At 71.8% G+C, this 17,838-nt stretch carries 15 protein-coding genes; 7 read left to right on the forward strand and 8 right to left on the reverse strand.

The window, feature by feature from the left end; translation table 11 throughout:
- The first annotated feature begins 151 nt into the window (after positions 1 to 151).
- Positions 152 to 1,993, forward strand: coding sequence for an asparagine synthase (glutamine-hydrolyzing) (gene asnB / locus FB157_RS19510; protein WP_145881454.1), 1,842 nt, complete (start codon positions 152 to 154; stop codon positions 1,991 to 1,993).
- A 103-nt stretch (positions 1,994 to 2,096) separates the two neighbouring features.
- Here asnB and FB157_RS19515 read toward each other — a convergent pair whose 3' ends face one another.
- A complete protein-coding gene (locus FB157_RS19515; protein WP_145881455.1) occupies positions 2,097 to 2,621 on the reverse strand; it encodes a DUF4232 domain-containing protein in 525 nt (174 codons plus the stop codon).
- Between the two features lie 130 nt (positions 2,622 to 2,751).
- The gene (locus tag FB157_RS19520; RefSeq protein WP_145881457.1) at positions 2,752 to 4,389 is read right to left on the reverse strand and encodes an alpha/beta hydrolase; all 1,638 of its coding nucleotides are present in this window, start codon (positions 4,387 to 4,389) and stop codon (positions 2,752 to 2,754) included.
- Between the two features lie 301 nt (positions 4,390 to 4,690).
- Between FB157_RS19520 and FB157_RS49425 the strand changes: the two genes are divergently transcribed.
- Positions 4,691 to 5,347 carry a chaplin gene (locus FB157_RS49425; protein ID WP_145881459.1) on the forward strand — a complete coding sequence of 219 codons (657 nt, stop codon included), beginning with the start codon at positions 4,691 to 4,693 and terminating at the stop codon, positions 5,345 to 5,347.
- A gap of 235 nt (positions 5,348 to 5,582) precedes the next feature.
- A complete protein-coding gene (locus tag FB157_RS19530) occupies positions 5,583 to 6,437 on the forward strand; it encodes a GNAT family N-acetyltransferase (RefSeq protein ID WP_145881460.1) in 855 nt (284 codons plus the stop codon).
- Positions 6,438 to 6,472: 35 nt separating this feature from the next.
- On the opposite strand, the gene FB157_RS19535 is transcribed toward FB157_RS19530, so the two are convergent.
- Both FB157_RS19535 and FB157_RS19540 read right to left on the reverse strand, forming a co-directional pair.
- Positions 6,473 to 6,955 (reverse strand): nucleoside deaminase, encoded by a 483-nt coding sequence (locus FB157_RS19535; RefSeq protein ID WP_145881462.1) that lies wholly within the window; start codon positions 6,953 to 6,955, stop codon positions 6,473 to 6,475.
- A complete protein-coding gene (locus FB157_RS19540; RefSeq protein WP_145881464.1) occupies positions 6,939 to 8,228 on the reverse strand; it encodes an MFS transporter in 1,290 nt (429 codons plus the stop codon). The genes FB157_RS19535 and FB157_RS19540 overlap by 17 nt, the downstream gene beginning before the upstream one ends.
- 59 nt (positions 8,229 to 8,287) lie before the next feature.
- On the opposite strand from FB157_RS19540, the gene FB157_RS19545 reads away from it, so the two are divergent.
- Entirely contained in the window at positions 8,288 to 8,680 is a 393-nt protein-coding gene (locus FB157_RS19545) for a MerR family transcriptional regulator (protein WP_145881466.1), read from the forward strand.
- Positions 8,681 to 8,695: 15 nt separating this feature from the next.
- Positions 8,696 to 9,466: a GNAT family N-acetyltransferase gene (locus tag FB157_RS19550; protein ID WP_145881468.1), complete on the forward strand. Its 771-nt coding sequence runs from the start codon at positions 8,696 to 8,698 to the stop codon at positions 9,464 to 9,466.
- A 7-nt stretch (positions 9,467 to 9,473) separates the two neighbouring features.
- Here the strand turns inward: FB157_RS19550 and FB157_RS19555 are convergent, their stop codons facing one another.
- Positions 9,474 to 9,737: a GlsB/YeaQ/YmgE family stress response membrane protein gene (locus FB157_RS19555; RefSeq protein WP_145881469.1), complete on the reverse strand. Its 264-nt coding sequence runs from the start codon at positions 9,735 to 9,737 to the stop codon at positions 9,474 to 9,476.
- Positions 9,738 to 9,953: 216 nt separating this feature from the next.
- On the opposite strand from FB157_RS19555, the gene FB157_RS19560 reads away from it, so the two are divergent.
- Positions 9,954 to 11,402, forward strand: a complete 1,449-nt coding sequence (locus tag FB157_RS19560; RefSeq protein WP_145881471.1) for a hydrolase — start codon at positions 9,954 to 9,956, stop codon at positions 11,400 to 11,402.
- A 39-nt stretch (positions 11,403 to 11,441) separates the two neighbouring features.
- On the opposite strand, the gene FB157_RS19565 is transcribed toward FB157_RS19560, so the two are convergent.
- On the reverse strand, positions 11,442 to 14,165 hold the full coding sequence (locus FB157_RS19565; RefSeq protein ID WP_145881472.1) for a glycosyl hydrolase 2 galactose-binding domain-containing protein: 2,724 nt from the start codon (positions 14,163 to 14,165) through the stop codon (positions 11,442 to 11,444).
- Positions 14,166 to 14,266: 101 nt separating this feature from the next.
- Positions 14,267 to 15,451, reverse strand: a complete 1,185-nt coding sequence (locus tag FB157_RS19570) for an ROK family transcriptional regulator (RefSeq protein ID WP_145881474.1) — start codon at positions 15,449 to 15,451, stop codon at positions 14,267 to 14,269.
- 119 nt (positions 15,452 to 15,570) lie between these two features.
- On the opposite strand from FB157_RS19570, the gene FB157_RS19575 reads away from it, so the two are divergent.
- Positions 15,571 to 17,028, forward strand: coding sequence for an APC family permease (locus tag FB157_RS19575; protein WP_145881476.1), 1,458 nt, complete (start codon positions 15,571 to 15,573; stop codon positions 17,026 to 17,028).
- Between the two features lie 143 nt (positions 17,029 to 17,171).
- Here the strand turns inward: FB157_RS19575 and FB157_RS19580 are convergent, their stop codons facing one another.
- Entirely contained in the window at positions 17,172 to 17,609 is a 438-nt protein-coding gene (locus FB157_RS19580; RefSeq protein WP_145881478.1) for an SPW repeat protein, read from the reverse strand.
- Positions 17,610 to 17,838: the final 229 nt, after the last annotated feature.

The following is a 17,838-nucleotide window of genomic DNA, read 5'->3' on the forward strand; positions in this document are numbered from 1 at the left end:
CGTGTTGCGCCCGCGTTGACCGCCGCGAGTTCCTGACGGAGGCTCGTCGTATAGGTGCTCGATACAACCGGTTCGGCGGTCGCCTTCTGTCCACCCCGGAAAGCTCGGACGAGCGACGGGACGGCCGCCGGCCGGAGGCGGGAGGCGGCGCATGTGCGGCATCAGCGGTTGGGTCTCCTTCGACCGTGACCTGACCACCGAGTCCACCGCTCTGCATGCGATGACCGAGACGATGGCCTGCCGTGGCCCGGACGACCGGGGCACCTGGGCCGAGGGCCCCGCCGCCCTGGGCCACCGCCGCCTCGCGATCATCGACCTCCCCGGCGGCCGCCAGCCGATGTCCGTCCGCACCCCCGAGGGGGCCGTCGCTCTCGTCTACTCCGGGGAGGCGTACAACTTCACCGAACTCCGCCGCGAACTCACCGACCGCGGCCACCGGTTCACGACCGACTCCGACACCGAGGTGGTCCTCCACGGCTACCTCGAATGGGGCGACGCCGTCGCCGAGCGGCTGAACGGCATGTACGCCTTCGCCGTGTGGGACGGCCGCCACGACCGGCTGGTCATGATCCGCGACCGCATGGGCATCAAGCCGTTCTACTACCACCCGACCCCGGACGGCGTCCTGTTCGGCTCCGAACCCAAGGCGATCCTCGCCAACCCGCTCGCCCGGCCCCGGGTCGCCCTGGACGGCCTGCGCGAGATGTTCACCATGGTCAAGACCCCGGGACACGCCGTGTGGGACGGCATGCACGAGGTCGAACCCGGCACCGTCGTCACCGTCGACCGCGCGGGCCTGCGCACCCGCGTCTACTGGCGGCTGGAGACCCGTGCGCACAGCGACGACCGCGACACCACCGTCGCCACCGTGCGCTCGCTGCTGGACGACATCGTGCGCCGCCAGCTGGTCGCCGACGTCCCGCGCTGCACCCTGCTCTCCGGCGGCCTCGACTCCTCCGCCATGACCGCGCTCGCCGCCCGGCAGCTCGCCGAGCACGGCGAGAAGGTCCGCAGCTTCTCCGTTGACTTCGTCGGCCAGACCGACAACTTCGTCGCCGACGAGCTGCGCGGCACCCCGGACACCCCCTTCGTGCACGACGTGGCCCGGCTTGCCTGCACCGACCACCAGGACATCGTCCTGGACGCCCAGTCCCTCGCCGACCCGGGCGTGCGGGAGAAGGTGATCCGGGCGCGCGACCTGCCGGCCGGCTTCGGCGACATGGACACCTCGCTGCTGCTGCTCTTCCGGGCCATCCGGGACCAGTCCACGGTCGCCCTGTCCGGTGAGTCGGCCGACGAGGTCTTCGGCGGCTACCTGCAGTTCTTCGACGAGGAGGCCCGCCGCGCCGAGACCTTCCCCTGGCTGGTGCACTTCGGCCGCCACTTCGGCGACGACGCCGGCGTACTGCGCCCCGACCTGGCCAAGACCCTGGACCTGGAGCGATACATCGCCGACGGTTACCGCACCGCCGTCGCCGCCATCCACCGCCTGGACGGCGAGAGCGACTTCGAGTACCGGATGCGGCAGATCTGCCACCTGCACCTGACCCGCTTCGTCCGCACCCTGCTCGACCGCAAGGACCGGATGAGCATGGCCGTCGGGCTGGAGGTCCGGGTGCCGTACTGCGACCACCGGCTGGTCGAGTACGTCTACAACACGCCCTGGTCGCTGAAGTCCTTCGACGGCCGGGAGAAGAGCCTGCTCAGGGAAGCCACCGCGGACCTCCTGCCGCGGTCGGTGTACGACCGGGTCAAGAGCCCGTACCCGTCCACCCAGGACCCGCGGTACGCCCGTGCCCTGCAGGCCCAGGTGAGGGACCTCCTCGCCCGGCCCTCCCACCGCGTCTTCGACCTGGTCGACCGGGATCGGATCCGGGAGGCCGCCGAGAACGACACCCCCGTCAGCACCCAGGTGGCCCGCCGCGGCCTGGAGCGCGCCCTGGACCTCGCCCAGTGGCTCGACCTGTACAACCCGGAACTGACCCTCGCCTGAGGCCCCGACACCGGGTCCGCGGCTCCCCCCGTCCCCGGCCCCCTGGGGAGCGCCCTCGGTCGCGGCCGAGTACCCGGTGCGCGGGGCTCCCCGGAGCCGGCCCTCAGCCGTGGCGCAGTGCCCGGTCCGCGGCCGCCGCCGTCGGCTGCCACCACGTCGTCACCGGCTCCCACACCCGGACCTCGCTCCCGGTGCCGAGCTGTGGGGCGGTGAAGGCGCGGCCCCACTGGGAGGCCGAGGCGGCCACGGTGATCGCGTCCACCCGGCGGGCCTCGGGGTCCGCCGGGTCGACGATGGTGCGTACGGCCGCGTAGGCGGTCTTCCCGGCCCCGAGCCGGTACGTGCCCCCACCGCCCGCCGGCACCGGCAGCGCGGCTCCGTCCAGGTCGCCGAAGGTGACCGTGGGCACCCGGTCGACGACACAGGCCCCGGCGCCGATGTTGGTCACCCTGACCCGCACCACGGCGGGGTCGCCGGGCGCGGCCTTCGCCCGCAGGCTCAGTGCCTTCTCCGCGCAGCGGGCGGGCCGGGCGTGCCCCGTGGCCGCCTGGCTCGGCGGCGCGGTGAGCAGCAGGGCCGCCGCGGCGGCGGAGACGGCGGGTACGGCGATGACGGCGCGGATACGCATGGCGGGTGCCCCCTGACACGTTCATGTACGGGTACGGCGGGCCGAGGCGCGCCTGCCTGGTGTGACGTCCGGGCCGGCCGGCAGGTTGTGCCCGACTCACACCTGCCACCCGGTTGCGCTGCTCCTGTCGTCAATCACTGGTGTTCGTGGTGGAACTCCAGGTGTTCCCGTCCGCGGGGCAGGAGCTGCCGCTCGGTGGCAGGGTGCCGTACAGCAGGAAGTCGTTGACCTTGCGGTGCACGCACGTGGACGACGAGTAGCCGGTGTGTCCGTCGCCCTTGTTGTCGAGCACCACGGCGGAGGAACCGAGCCGCCCGGCCGTCTCCTCGGTCCAGCGGTACGGCGTCGCCGGGTCGCCGCGCGTGCCCACCAGCAGCATCTTCGCCGAGTCGAGGTTCTTGACCCGGTCGCGGATGAACTTCGTGCCCTTGGGGCGGCCGTAGCACATCAGCAGCTGGGTGAGCCGGAAGCGGCCGAAGACCGGCGACGCCTGGTCGTAGGCGGCCTGGAGATCCTTCAGGTCCCTGGCGATCTGCGCTTCGCCGGGCCGGTCGGGGTCGTCCGCGCAGTTGATCGCCATCAGTGCGGCCGGCAGGTTGTCCGCCGGGACGTCCTGGGCGTCCACGAGCCCGCCGTCCCGCCTCGGGCCGCCCTTGGCCTTCCCCCGGCCGTCCTGCCGGACGGGCACGGCGAAACCGCCTCCGGAGGTGAGGCCGAGCAGCCGCCGCGTGTCGCCGTCCTCGACCAGCGAGACGAGCGCACGCTCCAGCGAGGGCCACATGTCCTTGCTGTACAGGGCCTGCCCGACGGCGCCCACCAGGTCCTGGCCGGAGAACGTGCCGCCGAAGTCCGTGGGCACCGGGTTCTCGTCGAGCGAGCGCACCAGCTGGACGACCTGGTCCCCGGCCATGCGCCGGTCCTGCCCGAACGGGCATGCGATGTCGGTCGTGCACCAGTCCAGGAAGTCGTCGAGTGCGGTCTGCTGCCCCTCGGCGCCCGCCAGGCCCTGCTCGGACAGCGGCTCCGTCAGGGTGTCCACGCCGTCCAGGGCCATCCGGCCGAGCTTGTCGGGGAACTGCGCCGCGTACACCGCACCGAGCCGGGTGCCGTAGGAGAAGCCCAGGTAGTTGAGCTTCTTGTCGCCGAGGGCCTGGCGGATGACGTCCATGTCCCGGGCGGCGTTCACGGTGCCTATGTGCCGCAGGACCGGGCCGGAGTGCCTGGCGCACTGGTCGGCAGCCTGCCGCAGCTTCTGCAGCAGGGCCTGGGGGTGGCCGATGTCGGCGTTCCGGCCCATCGCCGCCGCGGCGTCCTCGGTGCCCTGGCCGCAGCTCACGGGGGAGGAGCGGCCGACGCCGCGCGGGTCGAAGGTGACCACGTCGTAGCCGTTGGTCAGGTCCATGAACTGCTTTCCGCCCCCGGCGAGTTCGGGGATGCCCGCGCCGCCGGGCCCGCCGAAGTTCAGCAGCACCGAGCCCCGCGACCTACCGGTGGCCCGGTACCGGGCCAGGGCCAGGTCGAGGGTGCCCGCGTCCGGGTGCTCGTAGTCGAGCGGGACGGTCACCTTCGCGCACTGGAGGTCCTTCGGCATGTCCGGGCCCGCACAGGCCGCCCAGGACGGCTTCTGCCGGTAGAAGCGGGACAGGTCCGGCTGCGGCTGGTCGGCGGCGGCCGCCACGGGCAGCCCGGACCCGAGCAGCGCCAGGGTGAGGGCTCCGGCGCCCGCGCAGCGCCGTATGGCGGGCCGTGTGGACAGCTTGACCAGCATCGATCGCCTCCCGGGGCACGCCCGCCGCGGACCGGGGCCGCGCCCTCGCTCACCATAAGCGGGCGTTGTGCGGGCCGCCTCCGGGCGCCTTGTCCGATGATCTGGCTTTCGCGGCTTCGGTCTTGATCAATGATCTTTCGATTGCTTTACGCGCAGTTCGAGTGATCATGTCACTCGACGGGGTGAAAGGCCGATAAGCCATAACTCGGATGGTTCGTATGCGTTTTCTGGGATGCGGGTGAGTGCCCGCGACGAAGTCTGGAAGGCAGGGAAACCTATGAGACGGGCTACCCGAAACGGTGTGATCGCCGTCGTCGCCGCCTCCGGCGCGATGGCTGTGGCGATGCCGGTGTCCGCCGCCTTCGCGGCCGACGGGGCCGCCGCCGACGGTTCGGCGGCCGGTTCGCCCGGTGTGCTCTCCGGCAACACCGTTCAGCTCCCGGTGCACGTCCCGGTGAACGTGTGCGGCAACACCGTGAACGTGGTGGGGCTGCTGAACCCGGCCGCCGGCAACGCCTGCGCGAACGGCGGCGGTGGCGGCAACGGCGCCTCGTCGACGTCCGGCGGCGCCTCGTCGTCCGGCGGCGCCTCGTCGTCCGGCGGTGCGTCGGCGCAGGGCGGCACGAAGGACTCACCCGGTGTGCTCTCCGGCAACGGGGTCCAGCTCCCCGTCCACCTGCCGGTGAACGTCAGCGGCAACTCCGTCGACGTCGTCGGCGTGGGCAACCCGGCCACGGGCAACCACTCGGTCAACACCCACCACCCGGCTCCGACCCCGAAGCCGCCGGCCCCCACCAAGGCCCACCCGCACGCCCCGCACCCCACCACGCAGCCGCCCGGGGCCACCCTGGCCCACACCGGAAGCGACCTCACGGCCCCCGCGGTCGCGGGCAGCGCCGCGCTGCTGCTCACGGGCGCGACCCTGTACCGCCGCTTCCGCCCCGGCCGGGACCGCTGACCCCCACACGCGCAGAGCGGCCCCGCCGGACGCCGGCCCGGGGGGCCGTCGGCGTGGGCCGGTCCGGGTCCCGTCCGGCGCGAGCTGCCAACGCGGCCCACAGCGGGGCGGCTTGGTCTCCGCAACGGCCGAACCGTGCGTGGCGCGGCCCGCGTTGATCGGCAAGGATGCTGCGGGCGCGGTCGCCGTACCGCGCCGCCCGGCACATCCGACCCCCACGCAATGGAGCGCACCGATGACCTCTCCGGCCCCCCAGGACCTCGTCGTCACGCAGGCCACCCTCGCCGACTGGCCGGTGATCAGCGGGTGGGCTGCGGCGGAGGGGTGGAACCCCGGGCTGTCGGACGGTCCGGCCTTCTTCGCCCAGGACCCGGACGGCTTCTTCCTCGGCCGGATCGACGGGGAGCCGGTGTCGGCGATCTCCGTCGTGAACTACGGCTCCGACTACGCCTTCCTCGGCTGCTACCTCGTCCGCCCGGACCTGCGCGGCCACGGCCACGGCATCACCACCTGGAAGACCGCCCTGGCCCACGCCGGGAACCGCACCGTCGGCCTGGACGGAGTCGTCGCCCAGCAGGACAACTACCGCCAGTCCGGCTTCGAACTCGCCTACCGCACCGTCCGCTTCACCGGCACCGCCCCGCAGATCCGGATGCCCGAGGGTGTCCGGCCCGCCGGTCCGGCCGACCTGCCCGCCGTCACCGCCTACGACGGTGCCTGCTCCCCGGCCGGCCGTCCGCGCTTCCTCGCCGAGTGGCTCACCGGACCCGGTCACCGCGCGTTCCTCCGCCACGACGGCGACCGCCTCACCGGCTACGGCGTGATCCGGCCCGGCCACGACAGTCTGCGCATCGGCCCGCTCTTCGCCGACACCGCCGACGACGCCCGGGCCCTGTTCGCCGCGCTCACCACCGAGGCTGCAGGCCACGAGGTCGCGATCGACGTCCCCGAACCGAACACGGCCGGTGTCGCGCTGGCCGAGGAGGCCGGTTTCAGTGCCTCGTTCGAGACGGCCCGGATGTACACCGGGCCGGTCCGTGAGCATGCCCGGGAGCGGATCTTCGGCGTCGCCACGCTCGAACTCGGCTGAGGCGGCCGCCGGCAGCCGGGGGCGTGCGGCGCCGGTCAGCGACGGTCCGAGTGGCAGCGACGGTGCAGGTCCCGCACTTCCTCGACCAGCTCGGGCACCGGCCCCTCGACGGCCGCACCGGGGGCCACCTCACGCACGGACAGCGCCCGTACCGGAGCCGCGGGCACGCCCAACTCGGCCAGCCAGGACTCGAGTTGTTCGGACGAGGCGATGTACACGATGCGTCCGAGCCCGACCCAGGCGTGCGCGGCCGCACACATCGGGCAGTGCTCGCCCGAGGTGTAGACGGTGGCGGCGGCCCGCTCCTCGGGCGTGAGGTGGGCGGCCGACCAGCGGGCCGGCTCGAACTCCGGATGCCGGGTGCGGTCCCCGGCGGCCACCCGGTTGCGGTCCTCGGCGAGGACCGTGCCGTCCGCCGCCACGAGCACCGACCCGAAGGGCTCGTCGCCCGCCTCGAGCGCCTCCCGCGCCAGCGCGACGCACCGGCGCGGATGACCCAGCTCACTGCCCTTCACCATGGGCCACGGACCTCCTCGCAGCATGATCTTCGGCGCCGCAGGCTACGGCCACCGAGGGTGACACAGCCAGTCGGCTCCCGTGGGGCGCCGCAGCGTGCCGCACGGCCGGAAAGGCGTACCGGCGCCCCGCCGCCACCGTCCCCAGCGCGAGCACGGCCGCGGGGAGCGCCGTCCAGGGCAGCGCCCCGGCACCCAGGGAGTCCAGCGCGACCCCGCCGGTCAGTGAACCCGCGGCGATCCCCGCGTTGTACACCGTGGTCTGCAGCGAGGTCGCCACATCGGCGTCGGCCGGGCCCGAGACGTCGACCAGTGCTGTCTGGATCAGTGTCGGCGCCCCGCCGAAGGCCACGCCCCACGCGGCGACGGCGCAGACCAGTACCGCGTGCGCACCGGAGGCCAGGCCCAGCACCGGCAGGACCGTCGCGAACACGGCGAGCGCCGCGAGCAGCGTGGGCCGCAGATGCCGGTCGACCAGCACGCCGGTGAGCCAGATCCCGGCCACCGTGGCGGCCCCGAACACCGCGAGCAGCACGCCGGTGCGGGCGTATCCGGCGTGCGCGGCGAACGGGGCGACGTAGGTGTACATCACCTGGTGCCCCAGCAGCAGACACAGCGTCACGGACAGCACCGGCCGGATCCCGGGGCGTACGGCGACCCGGTCGAGCGGCACGCGCGCGTGCGGGGGTTCGCCCGGGAAGCCCGGCACCCGCAGCCGTACCCACACCACGAGCAGTACGGCGAGGACGGCCAGCGAGCCGAAGGCCGCCCGCCAGCCCACCGCACCGGCCAGCGCCGTACCGGCGGGCAGGCCCAGCGCCAGGGCCAGGGTGATCCCGGCGAGCACGACCGCGATGGCCCGGCCGCGCCGGGCGGCCGGCACCATCCGGGCCGCGTAGCCCACGAGCATCGCCCACAGCGTGCCGCCCATGGCGCCGGCCAGCAGCCGGGCTGCGAAGGTGAGCGCGTACGACGACGACAGCGCGACGAGCGCGTCGCTGACCGCGAACCCCAGCAGCGCGCCGCACAGCACCGGCCGCCGCGGCAGCCGGCGCAGCGCCGTCGTGAGCGGCACGGCCGCCAGGAAGGAGGCCGCCGCGTACGCGGTGACGAGGAAGCCGATCCGGGACTCGGCCACCCCGAGCCGGGGTGCCATCGCGGGCAGCAGACCCGCGGGCAGGAGTTCGGTCAGAACGGCCGTGAAGGCGGCGCAGGACAGGGCGAGCAGCCCCGACCACGGCAGCCGACCGGCCTTGACCTGGGAAGACAGGGACATGCGACCATGGTGGAACCTTGACATCAGTGTGAAGGCAAGCGTGGGACCGGGAGGCGGGAATGAGGATCGGGGAACTGTCCCGGCGCACCGGCGTACCCACCCGCCTGCTCCGCTACTACGAGGAGCAGGGCCTGCTCCACCCCGACCGCGCCGACAACGGCTACCGCAGCTATCCCGACTCCGCCGTGCCGGACGTCCAGCAGATCCGGGGCCTGCTGGACTCGGGCCTGACGACCGAGATGATCCGCGCGATCCTGCCGTACCTGTCGGGACCCGGGGAACTGCACCCGCCCGCCGAGTGCGTGACCCCGCGGACGGCGGCCCTGCTGCAGTCGCACATCGACCGCATCCAGGCCCGCATCGACTGCCTGGCCCGCAACCGCGACCGGCTCACCGCGTACCTGTCGGTGGTGCGGCCGGAGGGTAATTCCGTTGCCCCGCCGGGGCGCTGATGCTGGAGTGATCCCATGGATCACACCGCGGTGCTCGCCCTCTACGACCGGGACATGCGCGAGGGCGCACGCCCCGACGGGCCCGGAGCCCGGATCGAGCGGACCGGCCCGGTCGTCCGCCATGTCGCCGACGCGCAGGGCTGGAACGGCGTGGTGTGGTCCGCCCTGGACGAGGGGAGCGCGGACCGGGCGATCGGCGAACAGATCGCGTACTTCACGGACCTCGGCCGCGACTTCGAGTGGAAGCTCTACGGACACGACAGGCCGGTGGATCTCGGCCCCCGGCTCGCCGCCGCCGGATTCCGCGCGGAGCCCGAGGAGACGCTCCTGATCGGCGAGGCCGCCAGGCTCGCCCCGGACGTGGAGCCGCCCGCGGGGATCCGCTTCGTCCAGGCCACCGACCCGGCCGGCATCGACCTCGTCGTGGACGTGCACGAGAAGGCCTTCGGCACCGACGGCACGCGGCTGCGCCACCGGCTGCTCGCCCGGCTGGCCGCCGGCCCCGGCACGCTCGTCGCCGTGGTCGCGCTCGCCGGGGACGAGCCGGTCGGCGCCGCCCGCATGGAGCTGGCGCCAGGCAGCCGGTTCGCCGGACTGTGGGGCGGCGGCATCATCGAGGCCTGGCGGGGCCGGGGCGTCTACCGCGCCCTGGTCGCCCACCGCGCCCGCGTCGCCCACGGCTACCGCTACCTCCAGGTCGACGCCTCGGTCATGAGCCGTCCGATCCTGGAACGCCTCGGCTTCCACGCACTGAGCACCACCACCCCTTACCTGTACGGGAATTGATCTCCCGTCAGCGTCGGGCCTGCGCCCGGTCCAGCGCGGCGACACCCACGGCCGCGAGGGCGATCTGGATGAACCACTCTATCCAGTCGGGCCCCTTGGTGTCCGCGACCCCGAACCCGGCGGCGATCGCCGAGCCCAGCAGCGCCGCCACGATGCCGACCACGATGGTCCACAGGATGCCGATGTGCTGCCGTCCGGGTACGACCAGCCGGCCCAGCACGCCGATGACGATTCCGATGACGATGGCGCTGATGAGGCCTGAGATCTCCATGTCCACCCCTCTCCGTCGCGTTCCCCGCTGACGTTCCATGTGCCCGCTCCGGCCGCGGGCACTCCGCCGCGGTTATTGCCGGGACTTTCTGTTCACCGAGCCGACATGCCATGTACCTTTCAACCAATCGACGCGTGTAGAACCCTCAAGCGGGTTCTACGCGCGCAGACTTGGCGCCCCCACCGCCTCTCCCCACCCCTCATGGAGGTTCGCCGGATGCTCGGATCGAGGAGATCCCGCCGCAGATTCACCACCACCCTGGCCGGACTCGGGCTGCTCGTCACGTCCGCAGCCCTGCAGGTCGGCACGAGCGCCACCCCCGCCCACGCGGCCACCACGCACCGGATCCTGTTCGACAACGCCCATGCCGAGACGGCCGGCAACGCGGACTGGATCATCTCCACCAGCCAGCCCGACCCGCTCGGCCAGGACTCCTCCCCGTCCGCCGAGACGGACTGGACCGGCGCCCTGTCCTCCTGGGGCGTCGACCTGCAGAAGACCGGCAGCTACAGCCTGAAGACGCTGCCCTCTGGCTCCAGCCTCAGCTACGGCGGCTCGTCGACCACCGACCTGTCGAACTTCGACACGCTGGTCCTGCCCGAGCCCAACACGATGTTCACGACCGCCGAGAAGACGGCGATCATGAACTTCGTGAAGAACGGCGGCGGTCTGTTCATGATCTCCGACCACACCGGAGCCGACCGCAACAACGACGGCTACGACGCGGTCGAGATCCTCAACGACCTGATGACGAACAACAGCGTCGACTCCACCGACCCGTTCGGCTTCTCCATCGACTCGCTGAGCATCAGCTCCGACTACCCGTCGGCGATCAGCGACAGCACGGACCCGGTCCTGCACGGCTCCTTCGGCACCGTCACCAAGAGCCTGATCGCCAGCGGCACCACCGCCACGCTCAAGCCCGCCGACAACTCCGGCGTCAAGGGCCTGCTCTACCGCACCGGTTACTCCGGCAACACCGGCGCCTTCTTCCTGACGTCCACCTTCGGCAGCGGCCGCGTCGCCTTCTGGGGCGACAGCTCGCCGATCGACGACGGCACCGGCCAGTCGGGCAACACCCTGTACGACGGCTGGAACGACTCCGGCGCCACCAACGCGGCCCTCGCCCTCAACGCGACCGCCTGGCTGGCCGGCGCGGGCACCAGTGGTGGCGGTGGCGGTGGCGGCACCTGCACCGCCGCCCAGCTGCTGGCCAACCCCGGCTTCGAGTCCGGCGCCAGCTCCTGGACCGCTTCCAGCGGTGTCATCACCAACGACACCGGCGAGGCCGCCCGCACCGGCTCCTACAAGGCCTGGCTGAACGGTTACGGCGCCGCCCACACCGACACGCTCGCGCAGTCGGTGACCATCCCCGCCGGGTGCACGAGCGCCACCCTGAGCTTCTACCTCCACGTCGACACCGCCGAGACGACCACCTCGACGGCCTACGACACCCTGAAGGCGCAGGTCCTCAACAGCAGCGGCACCGTGCTGTCGACCCTTGCGACCTACTCGAACCTGAACGCGGCGAGTGGCTACACCCAGCGCAGCTTCAACCTCGCGAGCTACGCGGGCCAGACGGTGACCATCAAGTTCACCGGCACCGAGGGCTCCACCCTCCAGACGTCGTTCGTCGTCGACGACGCCGCGCTCAACGTCAGCTGAGCCGTGCGGGGGTGGGCCGTCCGGCCCACCCCCGGCACGTCAGACGGCCGGGACCGTCCGCTCCGGCGTGTTCCAGCCCGAGACCCGTACGCCCGGCGCCGAGCCGTGCAGGTCGGCCGTCCGGTAGGTGGCGGTCAGCGTCACCGACTCACCCGGCCACAGAGCGACCTCGTTGTCCGACCACCGCACCGGCAGCACCGGCTTCCCCTGCGCGTCGACCAGGTGGACGTCCGTGAACAGCGACGGGCTCCGTCCGCTGCCCGTGTTGCGCAGGGTCACCGTCGTGGTCGACGTACCGCCGGACGACTCGGTCGAGGCCGTGGCCGACACCGGTGCCTGCGCCATCGAGGCCAGCCCCTTCAGGTCGGCGTAGCCGGTCGTCGGCGTGTGGTACCAGTCGGTCTTCGCCCAGTCGAGCGTGTCGGCCTTGGTGGAGAGCCAGTACACGTTCCGGCTCACCTCCTTGCCGTCCGCGCCGGTCAGCGTCAGCCGCAGCAGGTAGCTGGACGACAGGCCGTTCACCGACGCGGGCAGGGTGAGCGCGGTGCCGTGCGCACCGTCGCCGTTCACCGTCACCCCGGTCACGGTCCTGTCGTACTTCTGTGTGCCGTCGGGGTTGAACAGCGTGGCACGCGCGGTGAGTCCGCCGGCCGCGGCGTGCCGGTTGTTCACGACGACGACCGAGCGGTCGTCGTAGGAGTACTGGACGTGCAGCGGCTCGTTCGCCTTCTTGGCGCCGAAGTAGGCGCCGCCCTGGTCCAGATAGCGGTCCGTCAGCTGCCAGTGCAGCGAGGTCCAGCCGCTGTTGAACATCCAGTAGATCATTCCGGTGGCGGGCTTGCTCGCGTCCGTCGCGTTGCGCGCGTAGGCCTCGTACTGGGCGCGGACGTTCTCGTACTGGGCGAGCTGCGCCTTGCGCACATAGTCGGCGAGGCCGGTCGGGGCGCCGTAGCGGCCGGTGAGGGCCGCGTCGTAGATCTTGAGCGTGCCGAACACGGGCGAGGGCGAGCGGTGGTACTGCCTCGTGTCCGGGTTCTTCCAGAGGGTGTCGAGCTCGGCGGGCGTCATCATCCGGTGCAGGGTGTCGAGCGTGGGGATGTCGGGGCCCGCGCTGGTCTCCGAGTTGAAGCCGGTGGCCCCGCCCTCGCGCTTGGCGTACCAGTAGTTCGGCGGGATCCAGTCGTAGGGCCCGGACATCTTCATGCCCGAGCTGCCCAGCTGGGGCGAGGACCTGTCGGAGGCCGAGGAGACCACCGGGTTCGGCCAGTCGGCTGCCTTCAGGGCGTCCAGGTAGTTCTTCTCGATGGTCGCGTCGGGCGCGTAGTCGCTGCCGATCAGGAACGAGATCACGCTCGGGTGGTCGCGCAGCCGGGCGGCCTCGGCGGCCATGGAGGCCTTGGCGACCGGGTAGTCGGCGGCGGTCCACTCGTCGCCGGTCTCACCGCTGCCGTTGACCTGGCCCTCCCACTTGTCGCAGCACTCCCAGCCCGGCAGCGTGAGCACGCCGTACCGGTCGGCGAGGCCGAAGAACTCGTCCGGCTCGATGTGGCCTTCCAGGCGGATGGTGTTCAGACCGAGGTCGAGGGCGTACTTCAGCCGGTCCGCCACATAGGTGGAGTCCCAGCGCAGGAACTCGTCCGGCGACCAGCCGCCGCCCTTGATCAGCAGCTTGCGGCCGTTGATCCGGTACTGGCGGGCGCCGTCGGAGTTCAGGGGCGCCTGCACGTCGCGGATGCCGAAGCTCTCGTGGGCGGTGTCCGAGGCCGTGCCGGACACGGACGCGGTGAGGTCCAGGTCGTACAGCGGCTGCCCGCCCATGCCGGCCGGCCACCACACCTTCGGGGAGGTGAGACGGAGTCCGGGGACGTCGGCGGGGGAGAAGGTGACGGTCTTCGTCTCGTGCGCGGCGAGTGGCACGGACCTGGTGACGGCCGTCCCGGCGACGGTGCCGGAGATCTCGGCCGTGACCGCCGTGGCGGAGTCGTTGCGGGCCTGCGCCTTGACGGTCAGGTCGGCCGTGGCCAGGGACGGCACGGCGAGCTTGGTCACCACATGTGCGTCGCGCAGGGCGACCGGGCCGCCCCGGCGGACCAGGACGTCACGGACGATCCCCATGTTCCGGTCGGGCGGCGGCTGGAGCCAGTCGATCCAGCCCATGGTGAGGTTCTTGTTGGGCTCGTTGGGCTGGATGCGGAAGGCGACCGTGTTCGTGCCGGACTTCACCAGCGAGGAGATGTCCAGTTCGTGGTGGGTGTAGGCGCCGACGACATCGGACGCCCGGCCCACCTGACGGCCGTTCACATAGACGTCCGCCGCCGAGATCACGCCGCTGAAGTCGAGGTGAGTGCGCTCGGTGGTGTCGGTGACCGTGAAATCGGCCCGGTACCACCACGGGACCTGGAAGTCGGCCCTGGGGATCTTGTCCTGGTCGGTGGAGTGGAACGGGTCCGCGTACCGGCCGTCGGCGAGCAGCGCCGCGAGGACCGTCGAGCGCGGGCCCGCCGGATACCAGCCGGTCGCCGGATAGCCGGGGGAGGAGACGGCCTCCGCCGAGTCTGCGACCTTCGCTGTCGACTGGATCGCGTAGCCGGACAGCGGTGTGATGCTTCCGGCTGCGGAGGGCACGCGGGTGACCGGGGCGTGCCGGTGCGCCGGGACTGGATCCCGGGACCCGGCCCAGGCACTGGTGGACAGCGAGCAGAGCAGACCCAGGGCCATGGTGGCCGTGGCCAGGCGGCGTCTGCGATCGGGGCGAGGGAACACGGCGGTCTCCAGGCTCGTAAAGTTAGGAAACTTTACTAATCCGCCTCAAGCTAGGGCGCGCGGTGGGCGGTGTCAATCACCGTGGCCGCGGCGGCAGATGCTCAGGGTGCGGCCGTCCTGCGCTCGAACACCATCTCCCGTGCCGTGCCCAGAGCCGTCGCCACCGCGCCCAACAGGACCGCGTCCTCACCCAGTCGGCTGGGTGCGAGCTTCGGCCGCAGCGGAGTGAGCGTGCGCAGCTGCTCCCGTACCGGCCGCAGCAGCAGGTCCACGCTGTGGCCCACGCCGCCGCCGAGCACGACGAGGTCCGGATCGAGCACCGCGGCCGCGGCCGCCACGGTGTGCGCGATCCGCTCGCCCTCCAGCTCCACCGCCTGCACCGCGGCCGTGTTGCCCTGCCGGGCCGCGTCGAACACGGCCTTCGCCGTGAGCTGCCCGCGCATCCCGAAGTGCCGCGCCGCCTCCACGACGGCCACCCCCGACACCGCGTCCTCCAGTCGCTCCGGCTTCTGCCGGCCCGGCCACGGCAGGAATCCGATCTCCCCGGCCAGCCCGTGCGCGCCGGTGAACAGCCGTCCCTCGCTGACGACGCCCATGCCGAGACCGGTACCGATCAGGATGTAGGCGAAGAGCCGGCTGCCCGCGCCGACCCCGTACGTGTACTCGCCGAGGGCGGCCAGGTTGGCGTCGTTGTGCACCTCGAGCGGTATGCCCAGCTCCTTGCGCAGGCGGTCGAGCAGCCCCGCGCGGCCCCACCCCGGCAGATGCATCGCGTACCGCACCCGCCGCTGCTTCTCGTCGTAGACCCCGGGCGTGCCCACCACTCCGTGCACCACCTCCGCCGGGTCCACCCCGGAGTTGGCGACGACCTGACGGGCGGTGCCCACGACCAGGTCGGCGAGGGCGTCCGCGCCGCGGGCGGGGTTGCGCACGTCGGACCGCGCGACCACCGTGCCGTCCAGGTCGGCCAGCGCGATCCGCAGCCAGCTGCGGCCTATGTCGACGCCGAGCGCGTGACCGGCCGCCGGGTCGGGTGCGTACAGCACGGCGACGCGCCCGCGCTCGGGGGCATGGGTGCCGACCTCGTGCACGAGTCCGGCCGCCTCCAGCGAGGCGAGCGCGCTGGACACCGTGGGCTTGGACAGGCCGGTCTCCCGGGCCAGCTGGGCGCGCGAGGCGGCGCCGGCGTGGCGCAGCCGGTCCAGGAGCAGCCGCTCGTTGGCGCTGCGCAGCCGCCGACGACTCCAGGGCTGTTCGTGCTGCTCTACGGCGTCGCTGGCGGGCATCGCACCATTCTCACGCATTACTGACGCACGCTTGACGTATCTAGTAAGGCTCCTTAACTTTATCGGCCATCCCGTCTCCTCCGGCAGAACCCTCTCCGTGCCTCGCGTCAGGAGCCCCCATGTCCGGTAGCCCGCCACCCTCGGGTGGCTTCGTCCGCCGTGTCGGCCTGTTCCAGGCCACGGCCATCAACATGAGCCAGATGTGCGGCATCGGCCCGTTCGTGACGATCCCGCTGATGGTCGGCGCGTTCGGCGGCCCCCAGGCGGTCATCGGATTCGTCGCGGGCGCGGTGCTGGCCCTCTGCGACGGGCTGGTGTGGGCCGAGCTGGGCGCCGCCATGCCCGGCTCCGGCGGCAGCTACGTCTACCTCCGCCAGGCCTTCCAGTACCGCACGGGCCGGCTGATGCCGTTCCTGTTCGTGTGGACGGCGATGCTCTTCATCCCGCTGATCATGTCCACCGGCGTGGTCGGCTTCGTGCAGTACCTGGGCTACCTCGTCCCCGACCTCGGCCGGACCTCGGGGGACCTCATCGGCCTCGGCGTCATCGCCCTCGTCGTGCTGCTGCTCTGGCGCGGCGTCGAGCACATCGCCCGCATCACCGCCGTGATGTGGACCGTGATGATCGCCTCGGTGCTCCTGGTGATCGTCGCCGCGGCCACGGACTTCAGCCCGCACCGGGCCTTCACCTACCCGGCGCACGCCTTCGACCTCACCTCGAACCACTTCTGGCTCGGCTTCGCCGCGGGCCTGACCATCGGCATCTACGACTACCTCGGCTACAACACCACCGCCTACATGGGCGCCGAGATCAAGGACCCCGGCCGCATCCTGCCGCGCTCCATCCTCTTCTCGATCCTCGGCATCATGGCGATCTACCTGCTCCTGCAGATCGGCACGCTCGGCGTCCTCGACTGGCACCGCATGAGCGACCCGAAGGACATCGCCTCCACCTCGGTGGCCTCCGCGGTGCTGGAGGAGACCTGGGGCAAAGGCGCCGCCGACACGGTGACCGTCCTCATCCTGATCACGGCCTTCGCCTCGGTCTTCACGGGCCTGCTCGGCGGCTCCCGCGTCCCCTACGACGCGGCCCGCGACCGGGTCTTCTTCCGCCCGTACGAGAAACTGCACCCGAAGCACCGCTTCCCGATGCTGGGCCTGGCGACCATGGGCGTGATCACCGCGGTCGGCTTCCTGATCGGGAGGCACACCGACCTCGCCACGCTGATCCAGCTGCTCACCACGGTGATGGTGATCGTCCAGGCGCTGGCCCAGATCGTCGCCCTCTCCGTCCTGCGCAAGCGGCAGCCGACGCTGCGCCGCCCGTACCGGATGTGGCTCTACCCGCTCCCCGGCATCATCGCCTTCGCCGGCTGGTGCGTGATCTACGCCTACGCCGACAAGAACTCCCCGGGCCGTCACCCCATCGAGTGGTCCCTGGGCTGGCTGGTCCTCGGCTGCGTGGCCTTCCTGGTCTGGGCGCGATGGGAGAAGGTCTGGCCGTTCGGCGAACGGGAGATCAGCGAGGAGTACCTGGCCGCCACGCCGGTGCCGGACGGTCAGCCGGCCGGGGCCTGACTCCGACAGCCGTGCGCTGCACCGGAGTCACCGCCATGGGGTGCGCGCACACGGAAGCCGGTCCGCCCGGGCGGACCGGCCCCGTCTTCCTTTCGTGGCCTTCGCTTCCTTCGACGTGGTCCTCCCTTCCTCGTGCCCTGTCCTTATGGCTTGGGGACGCTCTTCGCAGCCGTACCGGCGCACATCAGACTGAGAACGATGGCCAGGGCGCCGATGACGATGTTGTTGATGATCACGCCGGTGTCCGGGCTGCTGCCCACGATCCACGGCGCGATGATCATCCAGACACCCATGGCGCACATGGCCCAGCTGAGGCCGTACATCCGCTCGGGGGCCGTGGTGAACCCCAGTGCCAGCAGACCTATGGCGATGCCCACGATCAGGTTGTGGGTGGCGAGCGCCGGCTGGCTTGTCGTGTAGTGCAGGATCCACGGAGATGCCGCGCAGTACAGACCGAGCAGGAACACCGGCCCGTCCACCAGCGCCACATCACGACCACCGAGCATGCGGGCGTACCGGGCCCGCATTTCGGAGACATCGGGGTGGGTTGTCATGTCACCCCTGTGCGAGACGTTGGCCATGACTCGTCTCCTTCTTGACTTGCGGGCCTGACCGCGCCTGGTGCGGTGTGCGTGCGGTAAGCGCCGTGTACCTAGTTTCCTCTTATTCGCCCTTTATGTGTAGAGGTCGGTGCGTCCCTTTGACCGTGCGGTCCGGGAGAGGGGAGAGCCCCCGAAGAGCGCCGACTCTCTCCGGGGGCCGACGGAGGGGAGCGATGTCTCGGCGGCGGACTCCTCGAAACCGCACCGT

Origin of the sequence: Streptomyces sp. BK340, from assembly GCF_007827595.1 — a bacterium.
GTDB lineage: Bacteria > Actinomycetota > Actinomycetes > Streptomycetales > Streptomycetaceae > Streptomyces.

Bases quoted from the DNA above. Each gene is read 5' to 3' on its own strand.
- asnB (WP_145881454.1), top strand. From the start codon at position 152: ATGTGCGGCATCAGCGGTTGGGTCTCCTTCGACCGTGACCTGACCACC.
- FB157_RS19515 (WP_145881455.1), bottom strand. From the start codon at position 2,621: ATGCGTATCCGCGCCGTCATCGCCGTACCCGCCGTCTCCGCCGCCGCG.
- FB157_RS19520 (WP_145881457.1), bottom strand. From the start codon at position 4,389: ATGCTGGTCAAGCTGTCCACACGGCCCGCCATACGGCGCTGCGCGGGC.
- FB157_RS19530 (WP_145881460.1), top strand. From the start codon at position 5,583: ATGACCTCTCCGGCCCCCCAGGACCTCGTCGTCACGCAGGCCACCCTC.
- FB157_RS19535 (WP_145881462.1), bottom strand. From the start codon at position 6,955: ATGGTGAAGGGCAGTGAGCTGGGTCATCCGCGCCGGTGCGTCGCGCTG.
- FB157_RS19540 (WP_145881464.1), bottom strand. From the start codon at position 8,228: ATGTCCCTGTCTTCCCAGGTCAAGGCCGGTCGGCTGCCGTGGTCGGGG.
- FB157_RS19545 (WP_145881466.1), top strand. From the start codon at position 8,288: ATGAGGATCGGGGAACTGTCCCGGCGCACCGGCGTACCCACCCGCCTG.
- FB157_RS19550 (WP_145881468.1), top strand. From the start codon at position 8,696: ATGGATCACACCGCGGTGCTCGCCCTCTACGACCGGGACATGCGCGAG.
- FB157_RS19555 (WP_145881469.1), bottom strand. From the start codon at position 9,737: ATGGAGATCTCAGGCCTCATCAGCGCCATCGTCATCGGAATCGTCATC.
- FB157_RS19560 (WP_145881471.1), top strand. From the start codon at position 9,954: ATGCTCGGATCGAGGAGATCCCGCCGCAGATTCACCACCACCCTGGCC.
- FB157_RS19570 (WP_145881474.1), bottom strand. From the start codon at position 15,451: ATGCCCGCCAGCGACGCCGTAGAGCAGCACGAACAGCCCTGGAGTCGT.
- FB157_RS19575 (WP_145881476.1), top strand. From the start codon at position 15,571: ATGTCCGGTAGCCCGCCACCCTCGGGTGGCTTCGTCCGCCGTGTCGGC.
- FB157_RS19580 (WP_145881478.1), bottom strand. From the start codon at position 17,609: ATGGCCAACGTCTCGCACAGGGGTGACATGACAACCCACCCCGATGTC.